Origin of the sequence: Nocardia sp. NPDC059240, from assembly GCF_042753865.1 — a bacterium.
In the GTDB taxonomy this organism is placed as follows: Bacteria; Actinomycetota; Actinomycetes; order Mycobacteriales; family Mycobacteriaceae; genus Nocardia.
Map to the genome: position 1 here is coordinate 25107 of NZ_JBHZAC010000021.1, position 21481 is coordinate 46587.

At 67.5% G+C, this 21481-nt stretch carries 18 protein-coding genes and 1 pseudogene; 11 read left to right on the plus strand and 8 right to left on the minus strand.

Annotation, left to right across the window (positions count from 1 at the left end):
- Together ACFXHA_RS43810 and ACFXHA_RS43815 are read right to left on the minus strand one after the other, a co-directional pair.
- Positions 1–504, minus strand: a complete 504-nt coding sequence (locus tag ACFXHA_RS43810; RefSeq protein WP_379367092.1) for a GtrA family protein — start codon at positions 502–504, stop codon at positions 1–3.
- On the minus strand, positions 501–2738 hold the full coding sequence (locus ACFXHA_RS43815) for a hypothetical protein (RefSeq protein ID WP_379367252.1): 2238 nt from the start codon (positions 2736–2738) through the stop codon (positions 501–503). Before ACFXHA_RS43815 ends, ACFXHA_RS43810 begins: the two co-directional genes overlap by 4 nt.
- Before the next feature lie 483 nt (positions 2739–3221).
- Between ACFXHA_RS43815 and ACFXHA_RS43820 the strand changes: the two genes are divergently transcribed.
- From ACFXHA_RS43820 to ACFXHA_RS43830, 3 genes are read left to right on the plus strand one after another with little or no spacing between them, the layout of a single operon-like run.
- Entirely contained in the window at positions 3222–4247 is a 1026-nt protein-coding gene (locus ACFXHA_RS43820) for a glycosyltransferase family 2 protein (RefSeq protein WP_379367253.1), read from the plus strand.
- Positions 4244–5383: a dTDP-4-amino-4,6-dideoxygalactose transaminase gene (gene rffA / locus ACFXHA_RS43825; RefSeq protein WP_379367094.1), complete on the plus strand. Its 1140-nt coding sequence runs from the start codon at positions 4244–4246 to the stop codon at positions 5381–5383. Before ACFXHA_RS43820 ends, rffA begins: the two co-directional genes overlap by 4 nt.
- A gap of 28 nt (positions 5384–5411) precedes the next feature.
- On the plus strand, positions 5412–5891 hold the full coding sequence (locus tag ACFXHA_RS43830) for a nuclear transport factor 2 family protein (protein WP_379367095.1): 480 nt from the start codon (positions 5412–5414) through the stop codon (positions 5889–5891).
- Here the strand turns inward: ACFXHA_RS43830 and ACFXHA_RS43835 are convergent.
- Complete coding sequence (locus tag ACFXHA_RS43835; protein WP_379367097.1) at positions 5858–6616, minus strand: aquaporin; 759 nt, start codon at positions 6614–6616, stop codon at positions 5858–5860. The two genes, ACFXHA_RS43830 and ACFXHA_RS43835, sit on opposite strands and share 34 nt — an antisense overlap.
- A 108-nt stretch (positions 6617–6724) precedes the next feature.
- On the minus strand, positions 6725–7330 hold the full coding sequence (locus ACFXHA_RS43840; protein WP_379367099.1) for a hypothetical protein: 606 nt from the start codon (positions 7328–7330) through the stop codon (positions 6725–6727).
- A 257-nt stretch (positions 7331–7587) separates the two neighbouring features.
- On the opposite strand from ACFXHA_RS43840, the gene ACFXHA_RS43845 reads away from it, so the two are divergent.
- A complete protein-coding gene (locus ACFXHA_RS43845) occupies positions 7588–8130 on the plus strand; it encodes a hypothetical protein (protein ID WP_379367101.1) in 543 nt (180 codons plus the stop codon).
- On the opposite strand, the gene ACFXHA_RS43850 is transcribed toward ACFXHA_RS43845, so the two are convergent.
- Complete coding sequence (locus ACFXHA_RS43850; protein ID WP_379367103.1) at positions 8113–9294, minus strand: alanine--tRNA ligase-related protein; 1182 nt, start codon at positions 9292–9294, stop codon at positions 8113–8115. The genes ACFXHA_RS43845 and ACFXHA_RS43850 overlap by 18 nt on opposite strands.
- A gap of 450 nt (positions 9295–9744) precedes the next feature.
- On the opposite strand from ACFXHA_RS43850, the pseudogene ACFXHA_RS43855 reads away from it, so the two are divergent.
- The 3 genes and pseudogenes from ACFXHA_RS43855 to ACFXHA_RS43865 all read left to right on the plus strand — a co-directional run.
- Positions 9745–9915 (plus strand): annotated as a pseudogene (locus ACFXHA_RS43855) (LysR family transcriptional regulator); the annotation flags it as partial.
- Between the two features lie 166 nt (positions 9916–10081).
- Positions 10082–10513, plus strand: a complete 432-nt coding sequence (locus tag ACFXHA_RS43860; RefSeq protein WP_379367104.1) for a LysR family transcriptional regulator substrate-binding protein — start codon at positions 10082–10084, stop codon at positions 10511–10513.
- Between the two features lie 87 nt (positions 10514–10600).
- Positions 10601–11767 carry an SMI1/KNR4 family protein gene (locus ACFXHA_RS43865; protein WP_379367106.1) on the plus strand — a complete coding sequence of 389 codons (1167 nt, stop codon included), beginning with the start codon at positions 10601–10603 and terminating at the stop codon, positions 11765–11767.
- Positions 11768–11777: 10 nt separating this feature from the next.
- On the opposite strand, the gene ACFXHA_RS43870 is transcribed toward ACFXHA_RS43865, so the two are convergent.
- On the minus strand, positions 11778–12140 hold the full coding sequence (locus ACFXHA_RS43870; protein WP_379367108.1) for a hypothetical protein: 363 nt from the start codon (positions 12138–12140) through the stop codon (positions 11778–11780).
- Positions 12141–12282: 142 nt separating this feature from the next.
- The gene (locus tag ACFXHA_RS43875) at positions 12283–15228 is read right to left on the minus strand and encodes an AMP-binding protein (protein ID WP_379367110.1); all 2946 of its coding nucleotides are present in this window, start codon (positions 15226–15228) and stop codon (positions 12283–12285) included.
- Between the two features lie 358 nt (positions 15229–15586).
- Between ACFXHA_RS43875 and ACFXHA_RS43880 the strand changes: the two genes are divergently transcribed.
- From ACFXHA_RS43880 to idi, 4 genes are all read left to right on the plus strand, one after another.
- Positions 15587–16993: a family 2B encapsulin nanocompartment shell protein gene (locus ACFXHA_RS43880; protein WP_379367112.1), complete on the plus strand. Its 1407-nt coding sequence runs from the start codon at positions 15587–15589 to the stop codon at positions 16991–16993.
- 15 nt (positions 16994–17008) lie between these two features.
- On the plus strand, positions 17009–18670 hold the full coding sequence (locus ACFXHA_RS43885) for a family 2 encapsulin nanocompartment cargo protein terpene cyclase (protein ID WP_379367114.1): 1662 nt from the start codon (positions 17009–17011) through the stop codon (positions 18668–18670).
- A 65-nt stretch (positions 18671–18735) separates the two neighbouring features.
- The gene (locus tag ACFXHA_RS43890) at positions 18736–19608 is read left to right on the plus strand and encodes a geranyl diphosphate 2-C-methyltransferase (RefSeq protein ID WP_379367116.1); all 873 of its coding nucleotides are present in this window, start codon (positions 18736–18738) and stop codon (positions 19606–19608) included.
- On the plus strand, positions 19605–20183 hold the full coding sequence (gene idi / locus ACFXHA_RS43895; RefSeq protein WP_379367118.1) for an isopentenyl-diphosphate Delta-isomerase: 579 nt from the start codon (positions 19605–19607) through the stop codon (positions 20181–20183). The genes ACFXHA_RS43890 and idi overlap by 4 nt, the downstream gene beginning before the upstream one ends.
- A 28-nt stretch (positions 20184–20211) precedes the next feature.
- Here the strand turns inward: idi and ACFXHA_RS43900 are convergent, their stop codons facing one another.
- Positions 20212–21480 carry a globin domain-containing protein gene (locus ACFXHA_RS43900; RefSeq protein ID WP_379367120.1) on the minus strand — a complete coding sequence of 423 codons (1269 nt, stop codon included), beginning with the start codon at positions 21478–21480 and terminating at the stop codon, positions 20212–20214.
- Between the last annotated feature and the right edge of the window lies 1 nt (position 21481).

The following is a 21481-nucleotide window of genomic DNA, read 5'->3' on the forward strand; positions in this document are numbered from 1 at the left end:
CTACCGGGCGTCGGGGGCGGGTGGGGAATCGGTGGGGCGGCGGAAGCTGATGTGGCGGTGGCCGAAGAAGGTGATGACGGCTACCAGGCCCATGACCACGACGGCCGCGGGTTTGGCGGGGGCGTGCAGGAGGGAGACCGCCAGTTGCAACAGGATCATGTTGAGGACCATGCCGACGAGGTTGACGCCGACGAAGGCGATGAAGTCGCGCAGGATGTGGCCGCGGACGCGGAACACGAGGGTGCGGTGCATGACGAAGGCGATCACCATGCCGACGGCGTAGGCCAGCGCGACCGACAGCGCGGCGGCGACGTCCTTGGACACCATGTCGCCGAGGATGCTCAGCCACATGATGGTGAGCACCATGCCCATCAGTGTGTTGAAGCCGCCGACCAGGGCGAACGCGACTTCCTGCCGGCGCACCAACCGCAGCAGCGGCCCGGCGGGTGCGACCGGTTCGGGTTCGGGATGCACGTGGGAGAGCGTGGGTGGGGCGTCGGTCACTGCGCCGAGCCGACCAGGTGGCGGTCCGGATCGTCGTCGAGCTGTTCGAGCGCGGGCGCGTCCTGACCGCGGCGGCGGTTGCGGATGTAGAGCCACTGCAGCAGGCCGATGCCGACGAGTCCGGCTGCGGCGCTGCCGATTCCGATCTTCCAGCCCGGCGGACGCCAGCTCAGCTCCAGTTCGGCGTTCGAGGTGCCCGCCGGAATGTCCACGGCCACGAAGACTTTCGACACGGTGTGGAACGGGATGGTCTTGCCGTTCAGGGTGACGCGGTAGCCGGGCCAGGCCAGGCGGGCGAAGGTGAGGCGACCGCCGGTCTCGGAGGACACCCGCACCTTGCTGGTGCTGTCGGTCTCCTCGACGGAGGTGGCGGTCACGTCGTGGGCGTCGCCGATGCGCCCGTTCACGCCGGAGATGGCCCCGCCGTCGCGTTCGAGCACCCAGATGTACTTCTCGTGTCCGGGCACGTCGACGAAATGCCAGCCGTCCGGGGCGGGTTGGTTGCCCGCGTCCGGGAACATGGCCTTCTGCAAAACGACTCGGTCGATGAGCATCAGGTCGGCCAGGGTGCGCCCGGTGGTGGGTTCGGGGCCGAACAGTCGCCGGTAGGAGTCGGGGCAGACGCTGGAATCCCATTCCATGCACAGCATCTGCATGAAGTAGAAGTAGCCGTTGGGCGTGTACCCGTTGACGTAGCCGTCGCGTTCCAGGTGCTTGGCGTAGTTGCCCCACACCAGTGAGCCGTACGCGCCGTCGAGGTTCTTCTCGGCGGGTTGCACGAGTCCGCGATTGGCGAGCTGAAGGGTGGTGCCGCCCTCGAACTTCGGGAACGCGGCCATCGCCTCGGTGCGGTTGGCGGGCAGGTTCCACGACATCGGGGTGGGCTGCACCCACCACACCTGGAACCAGGCGATGGGCACCATGGCCGCGATCACCAGCGCCGTGGCGGCGGACACGCCGCGAGTGCGTCCCAGCCACACCGCGCCCAGCCCGAGCGCGATCACCACGGCCGCGGAACCCAGATGCCAGAGGACATCGTGTGGGTCGGCGGAGAAGGTCCGCACCCACAGCGCGAGCACCAGCACCAGGGCCGCGATGATCCGTTTCTTGCGATCGCGCAGTGTGCCGAAGCGGCCCAGCAGCACGCACACCAGCACCAGCAGGCCCAACGCCAGCATGGGCAGCACGCGGGCGGGCCAGCGCAGCGGGCCGACAACGCCGGGTCCGGCCGTCCACATCAACGCCATCAGCGCGAACAGGGCGATGGCGATGAACTGCTTCCAGTGTTTCTGTGCCGCTTTCCAATCCACGAAGGCCAGCGCCGGGATCAGGAACCAGGCGATGTAGGTCATGGGCAGCGGCTGGACGTAACCCCACCAGGAGGTGAAGGCGGGCATGGTGGTCGGCAGGCTGGGGTTCAGCGATTCCGACCATGGCACCGTCAGGAACTGATCGTTGTTGATCTGCGAATTGCCGCGCGCGGTCACCTGCGCCGACAGCATCGAGGGCAGGAAGGTGAGCAGACCGGCGAGACCCGCGAACACCGCCGCGGCCATCAGCCGCAGCAGCGGGGCGAGTGCTTCACGCGTCCGCGTCCGCAGGTCGCTGCCCTGGCACACCAGGTACCCGACGGCGACCGCGAGCAGCATCAGCACGGCCTCGACCGACGGGAACACGTACTGCACCGAGATCGCCAGGTACAGGTAGACGAAGACCGGGATGGGCCCGCCCTTGCCGCGCAGATACCGCTCCGAGGACGCCCACGCGTGGACCATCCAGGCGGTGCCGGACATGGCGGTGAACCAGCTGGCCTCGTCGAAGAACAGGAAGAAACCGGTGAACGGCATGGCGACACCGGCGACCGCCGCCCACTGCGGGCGCGACCCGTACACCAGGCAGACGCGGTAGACGCCGAGCCCGGTGATGATCGCGAAGATCAGCTTCACGATGCTGGCCAGCACAACGAGATTCGGGACCGAGGGCGCGATCAGATCGATCAGCAGCTGCGGCGGATTGAAAAGTCCCGCTTCCTCATTGGTGTAGTTGCCGGTCATCCACTGCTCGGGAATCAGCAGCGGGAAGTGGCCGTCGCGGAAGGCGCGGCCGAAGAACACCCACAGTCCGCTGTACTGGGATTCGGTGTCGTCGGTGAAGAAGTGGCGGGGGTTGGCCAGGATGACGGCGAGGTAGCCGAGGGTGACACCGAGCGCAGTGATGGCGCCCCAGCGGTACACCTCACGCCGCGCGCTACGGTCGGACACGACCGGACGATCCGACGGCTGCGCGGGCACGTCGCTCCGCGACGATTCGGCACCGTTGTCCTGCCCGGATTCGGTGGCCCCGACCACCTTGGAAACTGAGCTTTCCACCACGAGTTCCAGACCCTACAGGGCGGCGCTGTCGATCACACTTACGCAGCCCCGCGTGAACCCCGACGCAGAGCCGCGTGGGCGCGCACGGCAACCCTGTGTCCATGGGGGTTACGCGATCCTGCGCCAGACTGCGAGGTACGCAATGATGGGTTCGGTGATCACCCTTCGCGCCGATTGCCGCGACCAGCAGCGTGTTAGAGTTCAGCGCGGCTCGGGCCCCGTTTTCCGGCGAGGAGTTCCGCCACACACCGTCATCGAAAGTACATTCAGCTGATGCCGATTCCGTCCGCCCGTACGCATGCGAGCGACCCCAGCGTGACCTCCGGCGGCGAGCGCCCCGTGCGGGTGCACGCGGTGTCCGTCGTGGTGCCCGTGTATCGCGGCGAGGACACCATCGCCACCTTGGTCAGCGAGCTGGACAAGCTCGGTGAGCCGAACACCACACCGCAGGGCGCGCGTTTCGCGGTCGAGGAGATCGTGCTGGTGCACGATCACGGTCCCGATCGCTCCGATGTGGTGCTGCGCGAACTCGAGGAAACCTACCCGCAGGTGCGGGTGGTGTGGTTGAGCCGCAACTACGGCCAGGATGCCGCCACCATCGCGGGCATGGCCGAGGCGCGCGGCGACTGGACAGTCACCATGGACGAGGACGGCCAGCATGATCCGGCGTTCATCCCCGACTTCCTGGACACGGCGCTGAACGAGCGCGCCGATCTGGTGTACTCCAAGCCGGTCAACACCCGCCCGCACGGCTTCCTGCGCAATATCACCTCGCGCGGCGCGAAGCTGGTGCTGGCGACGCTGTTCGCCTTCCCCGACTCGACCCGGTTCGAGAGCTACCGCCTGATTCGCGGCGATATCGCCCGGCAGCTGGCGCAGGTGGCCTCCAATGGCGTCTATCTGGATGTGGCGCTCACCTGGGTGGTGGGCGATGTCGCGCAGGTGCCGGTGCAGTTGCGCGCCGAGGGCCGCGAGGAGTCCGGCTACAACTACCGTCGCCTGTTCTCGCTGTTCTGGAAGATGGTGCTGTGCAGCGGAACTCGCGGCCTGCGTGTGGTGAGCATGCTGGGCGTGACGCTGGCGCTGGGCGGGCTCGGCATGGCGGGCTGGGTGGTCTACCACCGGTTGACCAACAGCAGCGGTGATCCCGAGGGCTGGGCGTCGCTCATGACGGTGCTGCTGCTGTGCTCGGGCGCGATCCTGTTCTCGCTGGGCCTGATCGCCGAATACCTCGGCGTGGCACTGCATGTGCTGGTCGGCAAGCCGCTCTACCTCACCGTCCAGACGCCGACACCGCGCCCCGAGCAGCTGCGTGATCGGCACGACGGCAACACCATTCGGTTCGAGAACGAGGGAGTCCCGCGCGCGTGAGCAGTGACCGCATCATCTTCAGCCGCCCCTTCCGCGCCGCCGGCGAACTGCCGAACGTGGAGGCCGTGCTGTCCTCGGACCACAGCCACGGCGACGGCCCGTTCACCGCGAAGGCCACCGCGAAGCTGCGCGAGATCACGAGTGCGCCGCACGCGCTGCTGACCACCTCCTGCACGCACGCGCTCGAAATGGCCGGGCTGCTGCTGGAACTCGGGCCCGACGACGAAGTCATCGTGCCGAGTTTCGCCTTCACCTCCAGCGCGACGGCCATGGCCATGCGCGGCGCGACCGTCGTATTCGCCGATATCGACGACGCCACCGGCAATCTGGATCCGGAGTCGGTGGCGCGCGCCATCACGCCGCGCACCAAGGCCGTCATGGTCATCCACTACGGCGGTGTGGCCGCCGATATGGAAGGGCTGCAGCGGCTGGCGGATTCGCACGGGTTCGCCATCATCGAGGACAATGCGCACGGGCTGGGCGGCTACTACCGGGGTCGCCCGCTGGGCACCATCGGCACGGTCGGCGCGCTGTCGTTCCACGACACCAAGAACGTGCACTGCGGTGAGGGCGGCGCGGTGCTGCTCACCGACGAGATCCTCATGGCGCGGGCGGAGATCATTCGCGAGAAGGGCACCGACCGGGCGCGGTTCCTGCGCGGCGCGGTGGACAAGTACTCGTGGCAGGACATCGGATCCTCGTACCTGCCCAGCGAATTGAACGCGGCGGTGCTGGACGCGCAGCTCACCGAGTTCGAGACGATCCAGCTCAATCGGCATCGGGTGTGGGACCACTACGCGGCCGCGCTGCCGGAGTGGGCCGCCCGCAACGACGTTCGCCTCATGTCGGTGCCGGCGGATCGGGAGCACACCGCGCACCTGTACTACCTGCGGGTGCCGACCGAGGATCGCCGCGACGACCTGATCCGGCATCTGTCGCAGCTCGGCATCGTGGCACCGTTCCACTATGTGCCGCTGGACTCCTCCCCCGCCGGTTTGAAGCTGGGCCGCACCCCGTTCCCGTGCACCCGCAGCGCCGAGTTCTCCGCGACGCTGGTGCGGCTGCCGTTGTGGCCGGGGCTCACCGAGGAACAGTTGGCCCGCGTCGTCGACGGCGTCACCAGCTTCACCGTCTGACTACCCACTGTCTGACTAACCTCGGGGCATGAGCTCTCACGCCGACAGCACCGCCATCACCAATCTGATCGCGAAGTACGCGGAACTGGTCGACGACGGCGATTTCGCCGCCGTCGCCGCCCTGTTCAGCCACGGTGTGTTCATCGGCAGCGGGACCGCGATCGAGGGTCCTTCGGCCATCGAGAAGATGTTCCGCGCCTTGGTGATCCGCTACGAGGACGGCACGCCGCGCACCCATCACGTCACCACGAACACCGCGATCGAATTCGACGACGCGGCCGACACCGCGACCGCGCGCTCCTATTTCACCGTCTTCCAAGCCCTTCCGGACCTGCCGCTGCAACCGATCGCCACCGGCCGCTACCACGACCGCTTCGAACGCGCCGACGGGTCGTGGCGTTTCACGGAACGGACCGTCCACACCCTGCTGACCGGTGACCTCGGCCACCACCTCAGGGTGCGGGCGGATCTGGTTCAGGCGGACCATCTCCCGAACACACCGGCGTAGGCCAGCGCGCCGAGCGCACCGCCGATCAACGGGAACACGATGAACGCCCACAGCTGACCCCAGGCGTCCTCTTGGAACGGTGCCGAGGCGAGACTGCGCGCCGGATTGATCGAGGCATTGTCGACCGGGATGGCCACGAAATTGGTCACCGCCAAGGTGATTCCGATCGCCACACCCGCCAGCGCGGTGTCGGCCACCTTGTCGGTGACGGCCAGCACCACCAGCACGAGCAGTGCCGTCAGCACCACTTCGACGACAATGACCGAACCCAGCCCGTACCCGTCCTTCGCGGCCGCCCGTTGCGGCCCGTACTCACCCCACCCGTTCGCGGCGAGCCCGTCGACATCCCGGTGATAGTCGGGCAATCCGGCGGCGACGGCGTACACCAGCAGACCCCCGACCAGGGCACCCACTGCCTGCGCCACCACATACAGTCCCGCCGTCACCGCATTGATCCGCCCCAAGAGCAAATGCCCCAGTGTCACAGCGGGATTGATGTGACATCCGGATACCCGCCCCAACGTGTAGGCCAGGCACAACAGGGTGAATCCGAACGCCAGCGACACCCCCAGCGCCCCAACCCTGGACCCTGCGAGCACGGCGGTCCCCACCCCGCCGAACACCAGCAGAAAGGTTCCCACCCCCTCGGCCGCCACTTTCCTCACGACCGAAACTTCTTCCCGATCAACATCTTCCGCAACCACACCGCCAGCAGTACGCGCCATGACCACCCACCCCTTCGAGGTAAGCATCATCGAAATATGATGTTGCATAAGGTTTTCCGAACCAACACCATCACCACGACCCGCGACGCCGGTTGGTTCACCCGGGGACTACTCCGAGTCGTATTCGACGTAGCAGAGTCCCGAGTCGTCCCAGACGCTCACGCAGATCGGTATCGACAGACAGAGGCCGACGACTGCGCCGACGAGCAGGCTCAGCGGTATTCGGGTCCGGGACGGCGGCGCCGCGAACACGCTGCGGCCACGCAGGCCGGTGCCGACCACGGCCGCGGTGTGGGCCAGTCCGGCGACTCCGAGCGCCGTTGTCGCGAACCACATTGCCGGGACCGCGAGGAATGCGGAATCGGACAGCGAATGAACGTTGATGTAGTGGCCGAAAGGCGCGATCCCGGCGTCCTGCAGGACGAGTAGCGCGAAGAGCGGCCAGACGACGCCCAGCGACGCCCATGGGGCGGCCCGCTCGGTCACCAGGATCGCCGTCAGCAGCACCACTCCGGTCACAATCTCGACGATCAGCAGCGACCTCGCGCTCACACCGCCGAAATCCACCGTATGACACCCAGCGTCGGGTACCGGCAGCGTCCGGTACACGCACCCCACCGCCCACACCGCCGCGCCCGCCCCCAGCAGTCCACGCCGAATCTGCGGAAATACCCGCCGAACTCGCCCCACCCGTACCTGCACATCGACTGTCAAACCCGCCCCCTATCGAATGCCCATTCCGGGCCGAGCATACGAGGCATACCGCACGGGTTCGAATCGATCGACTAGCGAGCAGCGGCGCGTACGCACCGCTACGTTTGGTTCGAATGGCTACGTACTCAACGGATGTGGCCGCCGTATGGGAGGAACCGAGCATGACCCAGCCGGGGGGATACCCGACATTCTATCCGAGCGGGGCAGCGCAGCCCGCACAGCGACCCCGCCCATCGGGGTGGTGGATCGTTGCCGGGGTGCTCGTGATCGTGGTGGGATTCGCCGGCGCGATCGGGGTCGGGGTGAGTGGATTCATGCGGATGGCGCACGCCGTGGATGGCTTTCAGCGGTTCGAGATGCCCTGTTCCGCCAACGTGAATCTCGAGGCGGGCCATGACTACACGGTCTATTTCGAGTACGCCGGTGCTTCCTCCGACGATGTCCCAGGGTCGACGCGAGGCCGCCTCAAGGATCCCTCCGGCCAGGTCGTGACCTGGAAACCCTACAGCTCGACCGAGACATATCAATTCGGCACCCGCGAAGGGCGTGCCGAGTATTCCTTCCGAGCCACCCAGAGCGGCACATACCACCTGGAAACCGAGGGAGATCCGGGCGAGACCCTGGCCATCGGCGACGGCCTCGGCTCCTCCATCGCGACAACCCTGTTGATCGCCGCACTCGTCGGCCTCGGCGGCCTCTTGGTGGGCATCGCGATTATCGTGACCGCGGTCGTTTTGCGCAGCCGGACCCGACGACAGCCAATGGGCGGATTTACACCAGTCTCACCTCCCGGATTCTGAGCCGAGAAATACGATGAGCTCGCGAGGCAGGCCGTGGGTGTCGTGCAGGTACCGATAGTCGTGCTCGCTCAGGGTCTCGCCGAACCGCTTGTTCGACAAGATTTTTCGTCCCCGTTCCAGTAGGAGGTCAAATTTGCGTTCCTCGTCGAGCAGGACGGTGCGCACGTCGACCGGGTCGATCGATTGCTGGAAATGGTCGAGGGTGTGGTCGATCAGCTCTGGTGGCAGGTCGGAGAGGGATCGGGTCGGGTCCTGTTGCCGGAGGGTTGTCAGGGTGCGGCGGATGAGTCGGCGCAGGACGTAGCCGCGCCCGTTCGGGGATGGGGTGACTCCGTCGCCGAGAATCACTGTGCTGGAACGCAAATGATCCGATACCAATCGCAGGGACGGTTCGTCGAGAGACTCCCACAGCGGTGGCAGCAGGGTCAGCCAGGGCTGAAAGAGGTCGGTTTCGTAGACGGAACGCTTGTTCTGCAGGATCGATACCAGCCGTTCCAATCCGAGCCCGGTGTCGATGTTGGGCCTCGGCAGAGATTCGAGACTGCCGTCTGGATGTCGGACGTAGCGCATCATGACGTGATTCCAGACTTCCACCCAGCGGTCATCGAATGTCGGTGTGCCCTGCGGGATTCCGGGGCCCGTCCAGACGAAGATCTCCGAGTCCGGGCCGCAGAGCCCGGTGGGGCCGTTGGACCACCAGTTGTCGTGCGTGGTCGGTTCGACCGGCACGCCCAACTGTTCCCAGGTGCGCTGCGATTCGTGGTCCGGTTCGACCTGTTCGTCGCCGCCGAAGACGGTGACGTGGATCCGCCCCGGGTCGATGCCGAACCCGGGGCGCAGCAGTTCATAACCCCATTGCAGACTCTGCGGTCCGCCGTAGTCCCCCAGCGACCATGATCCGAGCATCTCGAACACCGTCAGGTGAGTGTCGTCCCCGACCTCATCCAGATCGGTGGTGCGCAGACACCGTTGCCTGTTGGTCAGCCGCCGCCCCGACGGATGCGGCTGCCCCCGCAGATACGGCGTCAGCGGATGCATTCCGGACGTGGTGAACAGCACCGGATCCCCCGGTGACGGGATGAGGGATCCCCCCGGCATGAGTTCATGCCCGCGCTCACGGAAGAACTCCAGGAAGGTACGAACGATCTGATCGGTGGTCAACATGATGATGGCTCCATCGAAGCAAGTTCGACCGGAATCGACCGCGCATGCCGGATCACTCGTGGAAGCGAACCCGTCAGCGAACCGTTTCCGGTCGCCGACAAGGGAAATGAGGTCAGGCGAGAGCGACCGGCGAGCAGCTAGCTCGCGCGGCAGCGATTCGCAACAGGACCTTCATGGACGGCACCCTAATCCCGACGCCGCGATTCGCGCAAAGGAATTGATACGTCGCGGCCAGTGGTGAGACCGTCGGCCTTCCACAGCGGGGAGGGTCGGCACCCGTCCCGGGCTTCCGCGTGTGTCCGGATCAAGCGGAAGAAGCGGGACGGGTTGCCGCCGTTTGGGCCCATCACGATCTTCGGGCAAGCCGGTGACCTGGTCAATTCTCGGAATATCTTGGTGCTGGCCAAGTTTCGGCTTGGGTGTGGAACGAACTACGGTTGGGTCGTGGGGATGACGTTTGATGATCTGCGGGTGTTTGTGGCGGTGTGCCGGGCGGGGAATTTGAGTGTGGTGGCACGGGAGTTGGGGTGTACGCAGCCTGCGGTGAGTCAGCATGTGAAGCGGCTGGAGAAGGCTACGGGGGTGCGGCTGCTGGAACGGCATTCGGAGGGGGTGACGCCGACTGCCGAGGGATGGGTGCTGTACGAGGCTGCCAGCGAGGGGATGGCGGGGCTGGATCTCGCATTGCGGCGGCTCGGCGAATTCGCGCGCGGGGAGGCCGGTTCGGTGCGGGTGCATACCGGCGCGACGACCATCCGGCATTTCATGGCCGGGGCGATCAGCGAGGGTGACCGTCGGCAGGACCGTCGCCGGTATCGAGTTCCGCCCGGTCACCGAACTGCCGTGGGTGCTGGTGGTGCACGGCGACGACCCGCTGGCCGATCGCACCACCATCGCCCCTGCCGACCTCGCCGATGTCGCGCTTATCCGCCTGCCCGAGCATTCGGTCTCGCGCCGCCATCTCGATGCCGCGCTGACCCGGCTCGGAGTCCGGCCGCATTCGGAAAACGGTGCGACGGACTGGAATACGGCGGTTCTGCTGGCAGGGCTCGGGATCGGGCACGCCCTCGTTCCGGCGCTCTCCTATGACGGCGGTGATGTGTGTCGGGTGCCGGTGCCGTTCGTCCCGCCGCTCGCCGTTGGCTGGGCGACTCGTCGCTGGGCGGCCCTGCCGGCTCTGACTCACGAATTCGCGGGTCTCGTGGAAGCAGATATTTGATCTTGATCAGGGGCAACCGGTACGGCCATTCCAGCTATGCAGCATACTTCTAGCAAACCTCATGGGGCGACGACAGCGGGGATCGAGATGACGGGTGGTGTGGACCTGACCGGGGTCCTGACGGAATTGATCGACGGGTTCATTCTGCAGCGGGAGCGGCGTGCTCTGCTGATGCCCGAGCTGTATGCACCGCCGACGCTGCCGCGGCCGGGTGCTTCGGAGTCGGATCTGGAGGCTGCTGAGGGGCGGCTGGGGCGGCGGCTCGATCCGGTTCATCGGCAGTTGTTGCAGGTTGCGAATGGGTGGCCGGAGTTCGATGGGAGTCGGAATCTGTTGGGGACGGCCGATATCGGAGTGTCCACCGCGTGGGGGGCGGCGCAGGAGATGATCGATATCTACGCGGAGACGGGCGGGGGCGCGATGTTCGGGTGGCCCGCTGATCGCGCCGACGCGGTGCCGATCTGCGAGTACTCCCATTCCACGGCGTTCGTCATCATGTCCGACGGCCCGGACCACGCGGCCGGGCAGGTCCGCGACTTCAGTTCCGGGTCGAACTCGGTTTTCCACACCGTCGAGACCTGGCTGCGGTGCGAGTTGGAGAACGAGACCGACTGGCTGGACGGGGAATCGTACGGTCCACACGGCCGGGCCTGGCGGCGACCGGTCACCCCCGAGAGCCCCGGCATCCCGGAGATCGTGGCGAAACTGGGCGAGTCGCGGCGCGCCTTCCGGGCCATCCGCCCGATCTGGCTGCCCGAACCGGGACCGGATGCCAACCCGGGCGCGACCGCGGACCGGATCGACGCGCTGACGCGGGAGCTGTCTCTCCCGGCCGAGCACCGGCTACTGCTCTCGAGCACCGACGGCTGGCCGAGCATCGCTCCGGTCGCCCATTCCGTGACCGGCTTCGGTGCCGTCGACCTGCTGAGTGTCGCGGAACTGCGGGACGGCACCCGCTGGCGGGCGGCCGTCGACAGGGCGTACGCGGCCGCGCAGCGCCTGGAAATCGGCACCGGCGAACCGGTTCCGGTGTATCCGGACCTCACCCCGTTGGCGGTCAGCACCGAGGCCGGGCTCCGAGCCTGGGCGATCGGCACCGACGAGGCGGGCCGAGTGATCCAATGGCCGGCCTATCTGATGACCGAGCAATTCTCCAGCATCCGCGACTATCTGCTCCATCTGGTCGACGAGGCCGAACGACTTCTCGACATGGCACGCATCGACGCGCTGGACACCGAGCACGTTCCACGCTGACCCGGGAGCCTCAGCCCTCGGCGCGGTGCAAGTAGCAGTTGGTCTCGATCAACGCACCGGGATCGAACTGACCCGTCCAGCCCGCAGGCCCGACCACACGGACGGTGTCGGTCCACGGCGCATACGGTTTGCCGTCCGCGTCGTGGCCCGGATACGCCACATAGCCCCAGTAGCAAGCGATTCCGGCCGCGGGCGGCGTCAGCACCCACCGCCCCGCCGCGATATCGGTACCGAAGGCGATCTGCCGAACCTGCATCGACGCAATCACATTCGGATCGCCATCGCTCACCTCGCCGGGCCCGGCATCGGCCACCCCCGTCGCCACCGCGATAGCCGCCGCTCCCATCGTGGCCGCCACGAACACGCGCTTCATCCCCGCCCGATTCCCCTCGATATCGACAATCCCCGCCACCCCGAACAAGACAGCAGCGCACTCTAACAGCCCCACAGCGCCCCGCAGTAGACCTGCGGATCGGTCACCGAATCGGCCTACCGCGGGGCCCGGAAAGCTCCGGTCAGGCGAAGAGGCGTGCGGCGAGTTCCGTGGTGAGTACCTCGTAGGACTCGGTGGCGCGGTTGTACCACCAGGTGCGGTCGTCGGGTTCGGAGCGACCGGCCGCCTGCACGGCCCGCGTCGAGGGACGGTAGGTGGAGCTGCGCGGGATGTCGTCGACGACGTAGACGATGTCGGGACGCTGGTCGGCGGGCAGCACGCGCACCGCCTCGGTGACGTCCTTCGGGGCGAGCCCGAAGCCGGCGCGGACGCTGACGGCAGCCACCGCGAGGACACGGTCCCGGGTGGGGAGCGCGAACGCCACTTCCATGTCGACGGCTGTGATGTCGTTGAGCGCGTCTACGATCGGCTGCGTGTAGACGGGACCGCGAGTGGTCGGGATGACCGTGTCGCGCCGGTCCATCAGCCAGTAGTCACCGTCCGGATCGCGGCGGAAGAGGTTCTCCGTCGGCATCCAGGAATCGCCGGGCGCGAAGACGCCGCGCAGGCCACCCGCGGACAGCTCGACCGCATCGGAGACGGTACCGATCAGTAGCCCCACCTCGTTGTCGGCGCAGCGACGCGCGAAACCCGTGTCCTCGACCTGGATTTCGTCGGTGAGCGGGTCGTAGCCGATGAGTTCGACCTTGGCGGTGCCGGGCACCGGACGGCCCTTCGAACCGACCTTCGCGCCGGACACGTTGGCCAGCACCACATCTCCCTCGATGGAGGCGTAGAACTCGAGCACCCGGGCCGGTTCGAACCGCTCCTGGGTGCGCCGCCACAGGCCGCGCGGCATACCGGAACCGATGAACAGGCGGATCGGGTGCGGATGCCCGTTGGGGAAGGTGTCGGCGTCGAGGATGTCGCGCAGCATGGTCCAGGTGTAGGTAACCACCGTGACGCCGTAGCGGTGCACCTCCTCGGCGAAGCGCGCCGGATCCAGCGAGCGGGCCAGCGCGATCCGGCTGCCACCCGCCACCGCGCCGCCCAGGCTCACCAGCAAACCGGACGAATGATGCAGCGGCGCAAGGCAGTACACGGTGTCGTGGCGGCCCAGATCCGCCGCCGACGCGGTACCGAAGGCCGAGAGCGCCCAGCGGTGGTTGGTCACGTATTTGACGTCGAACTTGTCGCCGGTGCCGGTCACCAGAATGAACGCCAGCTCCCGGGCCAGGCCCGGATCCGGGCGGTACCAGGCGGGCAGGGTCACCGCGGTGGGATCGATCTGCTCCATATCGACCACATCGGTGCCCGCGGGAATATCGAGGCCGCGGGCATCGCCACCGCCGAGCACCAGCACACGATGGCCGGTGGCCGCGGCGTTCGCCAGATTCTCCGGATCGGTGAGCAGCAGCTTGGCCCCGGTCAACTCCGCGACCTTGGACAGTTCACTGCCGGGCGCGAGCAGCACCGCGACCGCGCCGAGCCGGGACAGCGCGGCGACGGCGGCCAGTGCACTGGGCCGGGTCTCCATCACGACGCCGACCCGGGTGGCCGGGCGCACGCCGACCGAGATCAGCCCGCGCACCACATTGTCGATGCGCTGGTTGACCGCCTCGGCGGTGTGCACGCGATCGTCGAACAGGAACAGTTCCCGCTGCGGCCCGCGTCGTGCCTGTTCGGCGAGCAAGCGGCCCAGCGAGATTCGGGTGTGCGGCTGGATCATGCCCAGGCGGGTCAGGCGCGGCAATGCGCGGGCGGCCTCGCCGGTGAGTTCGACGGTGCCGCGCAAGGTCTGCCCGGCGACGCCCTCGATGGTCTTGCCCAGGCTGGTCCCGGCCTCGGCGAGGCTGCCCAGCGCGTGCACGGCGCGGGTGAGCCCGGTGCGCGGACCGTTGCGCACCACCTCGGTGCTCATCCGCTCGACCTGTGCGGGCAGTTCGGCGCGGCCGCTGAGGTAGTTGACCCAGTCGCGCACCACCGGCCAGGTCTGGCGGGTGGCGGTGGAACCCGACACCAGCCCGAAATGCCCTGCGACGATGCTGGCTTCGTACACGTCGGAGTTCGGGGCGGCCCGCACGATGCCGCGCACGGCGGCGGGCTGGCCGATGTCGTCGACCTCGCCGACGAAGGCCAGGATCGGGCAGGTGATCTCCGCCAGCGAGATGAGCTGATCGCGGATCACGAACCCGCCCAGCATCATTCGATTGTGTTTGACGAACTGCTGCAGCAGGTCGGTCAGCGCGGGGCCCGGGTAGCCGAGCCAGCCGTCGGCCTCGAGGAAGCGGCGCTGCCGTTCCTTGGGCAGCAGCGCCTCGCGGTTGTGCAGCTGGCGCAGGAAGTCGATGCGAGCACGCGCGGTCTTGACCGGGTCCAGGGCCTGAAAGCCAAGGCGCACCATGGAATCGGTGATCGGCAGCCGGTTGAGCACATGGTCGGTGAGGAAGTCGGCGGCGTCGGAGACCAGCCCGTGCGGCAGTCCGAAGGGCATGCCCGCCACGGCGTCGACCGGGCTGCCGAAGGTCACGATGGACTCGACGCCCTTACCGGCGCGGTAGGCCGCGACCTGGTAGGCGAACATGCCGCCCTGCGAGTACCCCATGACATGCACTCCGCGCCCGGTGATTTCGGTGACGGAGTCGATGGCGCTGGAGACGGCCAGCACGTGGTCGGCGAGGTCGCGGTCCATGCCGCCCTCTTCGGTGGCGGGTGAGCCGAAATCGACCACCCAGCAGTCGATTCCGCCCTCGTGCAGAATGCCGACCGCCCCGTCGGCGGCATTCACGTCCCAGATCTCGGCGGTCACCATGATCGGCGGCACCAGCACCACGACCGGACGATCGGCGACGGTGTCGTCCGGGAAGTAGTGCCGCAGGCGGTACATCCGCTTGCGCTCCACCACCTCGTAGGGCGACGATTCGATCTCGTGCACCAGTCCCCCGAACCGGAGCACTTCGAGCCCGTTCTGTGCGGTCGCGACCAGTCGCTCGATCGGACCCACGACGGACCTCGTATTGAATTTCACGGCTTCACTCCCAGACTTTTCCTGGCCTTGACCAGCGTCACCCGCCCCGACGCGTCTCGATGAGCTTGCCATAGCACCACCCTACTGCGCTGGCGCTGTGATCAGAGCCATGTGGGGCCACCCGAAGCAAACCGGCCGTTCGGGGTTTACGCGATACAGCAACATTCCAGGCATCATGTTTTGCCTTTTCGATACACCACGCGGGCCGGAGTTCTACCATCGGTAGCGCTGGAACGCACTGTCGCGCATGTCAATTCACTCACTTGTCTAACTCACGCAGGCCCCGTCCCGGCCTGCTGTTTCGCCGTGGACTCCACCGCCCTCAGTCGCGGTGGCCCTTCGAGGTGAGGACCGCAGCATGACCATCGAAATGCCCCTGCAAACCGAAAACGGCCAGCGCAAGACCCTCAGTACCGCTGCCGCCCACCAGCTCGCGCACACCACCAAGTCCGAACCCCAGATGCAGGGCATCAGCTCGCGCTGGCTGACCCGCTCGCTGCCGTGGAGTCAGGTGAAAGGTGGTGTCTACCGGGTCAACCGCCGTCTGACCCACACCGTCGGCAACGGCGAGGTGGAGTACATCATCAACGGCCCGCACGCCCGGGTCATCCCCCTCGAACTGCAGGAGCTGCCGCAGCTGCGCGGCTTCGACGACGAGGAGATCCTGGCCACCGTGGCCGCACGCTTCGAACAGCGGGATCTGCCCGCGGGCACCGTGGTCGCCGAATTCGGCAACCCGATGGATCAGGTGCTGCTGATCGTGCACGGCAAGCTGTCCAAGATCGGCACCGGTGAATACGGCGAGACCACCAAGCTCGGCATGCTCGGCGGCGGTGACTTCTTCGGCGACGAGACGCTGACCGATCCCGATGCGATCTGGCCGGTCACCATCAAGACCGTCACCCCCACCACCATCCTGGTGCTGGCCCGCTCCCAGGTCGTCCAGCTGTCGGAGAACATTCCGGCGCTGGCCGAACATCTTTCGGCCATCGCGGAGGCGCCGGCGCTGCCGCAGAACAAGTACGGCGAGGCCGAGATCGTCATCTCCTCCGGTCACCACGGCGAGCCCGTGCTCGACGGCACATATGTCGACTACGACTCCCAGCCCCGCGAATACGAACTGAGCCTGGCGCAGTCGGTGCTGCGGGTGCACACCCGTGTCGCCGACCTGTTCAACGACCCGATGGATCAGATCGAGCAGCAGTTGCGCCTGACCATCGAGGCCCTCTACGAGCGCCGCGAATACGACCTGGTCAACAATCCGGACTTCGGCCTGCTCAACAACTGTGACCTCAAGCAGCGCATCTACTCCGAGTCCGGCGCGCCCACTCCGGACGATATGGACGAACTGCTGTCCATGCGCCGCAGCACCAAGCTGTTCCTGGCCCACCCCAAGGCGATCGCCGCCTTCGGCCGCGAATGTTCCAAGCGCGGACTGTATCCCGACCCGGTCGAGGTGGACGGTCACCGCGTGCCCGCCTGGCGCGGGGTGCCGATCTTCCCGTGCGGCAAGATCCCGGTCAGCGACACTCAGACCACCTCGATCCTCGCCATGCGCACCGGCGAGAAGGATCAGGGCGTGATCGGCCTGCACCAGACCGGAATTCCGGACGAGTACGAGCCCAGCCTGAACGTGCGCTTCAAGGGCATCGACGATCAGTCGATCATCTCCTACCTGGTCAGCTGCTACTACTCGGCCGCCGTCCTGGTCCCCGACGCGCTCGGCATTCTCGACAATGTGCTGGTCGCCCGCAAGTCCGACTGAGCGGGGTGACCAGCCATGTCGGTGCTCTCCCGCGCCGCGGCCCCGCCTGCCACCTCCGAGGTGGCGGCGGCCGTCGCCGCCCTGCTGAACAACCTCGACACCACCGCACCCGCGACCCTGCTCGCGGCAACGCAAGCCGTTGCCGCGCTGGATGATCCGAGCCTCGGCGCCTCCGACGCCGCCGAGGCCCACAGCCCCCGACGGTTACTCGGCCCCGAGGGCCTCGGGGCCCCGAGTCTCCGCGTGAACCTACCCAACCCCCAGGTGATCACGGAGCTCGCGGGACAGGCATCGCGTCCGCCGTCGCCTGCTGGCGGCGCGGTGCCGACGCCCCAACCCCCCACCTCCCCACCCGCCCAACCCCTCCGCCCCATCCCCCGCACCTTCGGCTCGGGCTGGCAACCCTCCCCACCGGCGGAAACCCACTCCGCGCACGAAATCGACGCCCCGACGGGACCTTCGGCCACCCGACCGGCGATCGACCTCGGTAGCCGCTCGAGTCCGCCCGGCGGTAACCCGCCTCGGCGGATCGCGAACGGTCCCACCGGAATCGGGACGGCGTCCGCCAACCGCACGAGTCCCACGGACGCGGCGGCGCTGCTGCCCGATCCGAAGCAAGCGGCCGGGGCGCGGCGGTTCTCGCACGGTCCCAGTGGGATCGGGACCGGGTCGGAGCGGCGGGCCAAGGGGTCGGTGATTCCGGCGCTGTACTGTCCGCCGCCGGTGCGGGACGATCCGGTGCTGGCCGAGGCGGTGAATGTCGGGATTCTGGGGTGGGCCGAGCAGATCGGGCTGTACGAGGGGCGGCTGGATGATCTGCGGAAGGCGGATTTCGGGCGGCTGATCATGCTGGCGCATCCGGACTGCGATGATGCGGACAAGCTGCTGGCGGCGGCGAAGTGCGCGGTGTCGGAGTGGTCGGTGGACGACTACTACTGCGAGGAGGACGCCAGCGATATCGCGCCGGACGGGTCCCGCTCCAGTGCGGAGGCCGAGCTCGGGCCGCGGCTCGAATTGGCCGCCGCCGCCATGGATCCGGTGCATCTGCCCGCGCGGTATCAGGTGAAGGTGGAGGAGGCGATGCAGAACGATCCGATTCTGCGGGCCTTCCGTACTTCCTTCGAGCACCTTTCGCAGTTCGCTACCCCCGCCCAGGTGGCGCGGTTGCGGACCGAGATCGCGGGCTGGTTCATCGCGCTCGGCGCGGAGGCCGGCTGGCGGACCGCGGGGCGCATGCCGCCGGTCTGGGAATACCTGCTCAATCGGCAACCGCACAGCTTCCTGCCGTGTATGGCCCCGCTCGACGCGGTCGGCGGTTACGAACTGTCGGCCGCGGAGTACACCGATCCGCGGGTGCGGCGGGTGGTCACCACTGCCGCGCTGGCCAGCCAGATGGTCAACGATCTCTACTCCATGGCGCGCGAAGATCTCTCCGGCGGAAGGGAATTCAATCTCCCGACCGTGCTGGCCGCCGAGGAGAACTGCACCCGCCAGGAGGCCGTGCAACGCACCGCCGAGGTCCACGACGAACTGGTACACCGCTTCGAAGCCGAGGCGGGCCTGCTCGCCGCCACCGGTTCCCCGGAGTTGCACCGCTTCCTGACCGGCCTGTGGGCCTGGATGGGCGGCAATCGCGCCTGGCACGCCGACAGCCGCCGCTACAACGAAACCCCCTGAAACACCGTCTGTTCCGTGCGCAGTACTTCCAGCGTCATATCGCCCATTCGAGAGGATGACCTGCCATGACCGCGCTCCACCCCCAGCCCGACGCCGTCCTGAAGACCGAGTACCAGAAGTCGGTCGCGTCCTACTGGAACAACAATCCCAACGACGACCGCGTCAACACCAAACTCGGCGAGGTCGACGGGCTGTACCACCACCACTACGGCATCGGCGAGCCCGACCTGTCGGTGCTGGAGGGTCCCGAGGAGACCCGCCAGGACCGTCTGGTCAAGGAACTGCACCGGCTCGAGACCGCGCAGGCCGACTTACTGCTCGACCAGCTCGGCGACGTCCGCCCCGGCGACCGGCTGATGGACGGCGGATCCGGGCGTGGCGGCACCAGTTTCATGGCCAATCAGCGCTTCGGCTGCCAGATGGACGGCGTCACCATCTCCGAATACCAGGTGGGTTTCGCCAATGAGCAGGCCCGCGAGCGCGGTGTCAGCGAGAAGGTCCGCTTCCACTTCAAGAACATGCTCGACACCGGTTTCGAGACCGGCTCGCGGCGTGGCATCTGGACCAATGAAACCACCATGTACGTCGACCTTTTCGAGCTGTTCGCCGAGTTCTCGCGGCTGCTCGAGCCGGGCGGCCGCTACGTCTGCATCACCGGCTGCTCCAATGACGTGTTCGGCGCGCGCTCGGCCTCGGTGAGCTGGATCGACGCCCACTACGGCTGCAATATCCACCCGCGCAGCGAGTACTTCAAGGCCCTCGCCGCCAATAATCTGGTCCCGGTCGCGGTCACCGACCTCACCCCGGCGACCATCCCCTACTGGGAACTGCGCACCCATTCCGAACTGGCGACCGGCGTCGAGAAGCCGTTCCTGACCTCGTACAAGGAGGGCAGCTTCCAGTACCTGATGATCACCGCGGATAAGGTGGGCCGGTGACCGGCTCACCTGACACCTCCAACGCTACGGCCGCCGGACCGGCGGTAGACCGTGAGACCCTGCTCGTCGAGCTCGTGGACGAGCAGGGCCGGGCGCAGGGATCGCTGTCGGTGGCGGCGGCGCACACCGCGCCCGGGCGGCTGCATCGAGCGTTCTCGGTGCTGCTGTTCGACGCCGCCGGGCAGGCGCTGTTGCAGCAGCGGGCCGGCGTGAAGACGCGGTTCCCGCTGCTGTGGACCAATACCTGCTGCGGGCATCCGGAGCCGGGGCAGGCGGTCGTCGAGGCGGCGGCCAAGCGGCTGCAGGAGGAGCTCGGGATCACCGCGGAGCTCACCGAGGTCGGCGCCTTCACCTATCAGGCCACCGATCCGAACACCGGGCGCGTCGAGTTCGAGTTCGACCACGTGCTGATCGGGACGCTCGACCATGCCGCGCCGGAACCGAATCCGGACGAGGTGGCCGATATCGCATGGGTCCGGCCCGACACCCTCGCGGAGGATGTCGCGGCCGAACCCGCGCACTACACCCCGTGGTTGGGTGGAGTGCTCGCGACCATCGCGGTCGCGACCGCGTAGGCGGGAGCTGGGCCCGCCTGCGCGAGATCTAGGCCGGGACCGGGGTCTGGTCGGCGTCCAGCAGCCAGTCGTTGGGGGCGAAGAGTTCGAAATGGACTCGGTCCGAAGGGATTCCGGCGGACATCAGCTGAGCCCGCACGTACTGCAGGAATTCGGTGCCGCCGCAGAGGTAGTAGTCGGCGTCCTCGGGCAGCTCGACCCGGGTCACATCCAGCAGGCCGTGGCCGTCCGCGCGGTACCAGGCGCGCAGGTAGACGTCGCTCAGCCGCTTCGCCAGATCGGCGACGGTGTCGCGCAGCGGATGCGCGGTGCTGGAACGGTCGGCGTGCAGGATGACCGTGCGGCGCGTCGGGGTCTCGGCGGCCAGGTATTCCAGGATGCCGGCCATCGGGGTGACACCGATGCCCGCGGAGATCAGCACGAGCGGCGTCCCGGCCTCGGTGTCGATGGTGAGATCACCGGCGGGCAGCGTGATTTCGAGGCTGTCGCCGGTATGCACGGTGTCGTGCAGCCAGGACGAGACCTCACCGTCGGGCGTGTTCTCCTCGGCGAGCACCTTGCGCACGCTGAAGGCCAGGCGACCGTCCCCGCCACGGTTGACCAGGCTGTACTGGCGCAACTGCCGGGCACCGTCGCTGAGGCGCGCGCCGACCGAGATATATTGCCCCGGAAGGAATCCCGGCAGCGGACGCGCCGGATCGGCGGATTCCACCACGAAGGTCACCACCCCGGACGGATCGTCGAGGCGTTGCACCACCCGGGCTTCGCGGAACACGTCACCGGGCTCGACCCCGGCCTCATCGTAGAGTTCGCGCTCGAAATCGATGAGAGTCGTTGCCATCAGCCAATACACGCGATCCCAGGCCGCCGCGATCTCCGGCGTCACCGTGTCAGCGCCCAGCACCTCGACGATGGCGGCGAACAGATGCTCGTGCACGATGCGGTACTCGGGTTCGGTGACACCGAGCGAGACGTGCTTGTGCCCGATGCGGGACAACAGTTCCCGGGGATGCGGGAGCGCCGGATCGACCAGGTGGGTGGCGAACGTCGCGATAGAGGCGGCGAGGGCCTTCTGCTGGGCGCCCTGACGCTGATTGCCGCGATTGAAGCGGTCGCGCAACAGGTCCGGGTGCGCGGCGAACATCTTCGAGTAGAACAGCGGGGTGATCTGATCGATGTGCGCGCCCACCAGGGGCAGGGTCGCGCGGATCACCTCGGCGTGCTCCGGTTCCAGTTCGACGGCCCGCTCCAGCGTTGAAACGGCATTGTCGAGGGCAGAATCCGGCGCGGGCCTCATG

Excerpts from the sequence above, each read along its gene's own strand:
- ACFXHA_RS43865 (WP_379367106.1), top strand. The coding sequence starts at position 10,601 with ATGACGGGTGGTGTGGACCTGACCGGGGTCCTGACGGAATTGATCGAC.
- ACFXHA_RS43890 (WP_379367116.1), top strand. The coding sequence starts at position 18,736 with ATGACCGCGCTCCACCCCCAGCCCGACGCCGTCCTGAAGACCGAGTAC.
- ACFXHA_RS43830 (WP_379367095.1), top strand. The coding sequence starts at position 5,412 with ATGAGCTCTCACGCCGACAGCACCGCCATCACCAATCTGATCGCGAAG.
- ACFXHA_RS43870 (WP_379367108.1), bottom strand. The coding sequence starts at position 12,140 with ATGAAGCGCGTGTTCGTGGCGGCCACGATGGGAGCGGCGGCTATCGCG.
- ACFXHA_RS43900 (WP_379367120.1), bottom strand. The coding sequence starts at position 21,480 with ATGAGGCCCGCGCCGGATTCTGCCCTCGACAATGCCGTTTCAACGCTG.
- ACFXHA_RS43880 (WP_379367112.1), top strand. The coding sequence starts at position 15,587 with ATGACCATCGAAATGCCCCTGCAAACCGAAAACGGCCAGCGCAAGACC.
- ACFXHA_RS43885 (WP_379367114.1), top strand. The coding sequence starts at position 17,009 with ATGTCGGTGCTCTCCCGCGCCGCGGCCCCGCCTGCCACCTCCGAGGTG.
- ACFXHA_RS43835 (WP_379367097.1), bottom strand. The coding sequence starts at position 6,616 with ATGGCGCGTACTGCTGGCGGTGTGGTTGCGGAAGATGTTGATCGGGAA.
- ACFXHA_RS43850 (WP_379367103.1), bottom strand. The coding sequence starts at position 9,294 with ATGTTGACCACCGATCAGATCGTTCGTACCTTCCTGGAGTTCTTCCGT.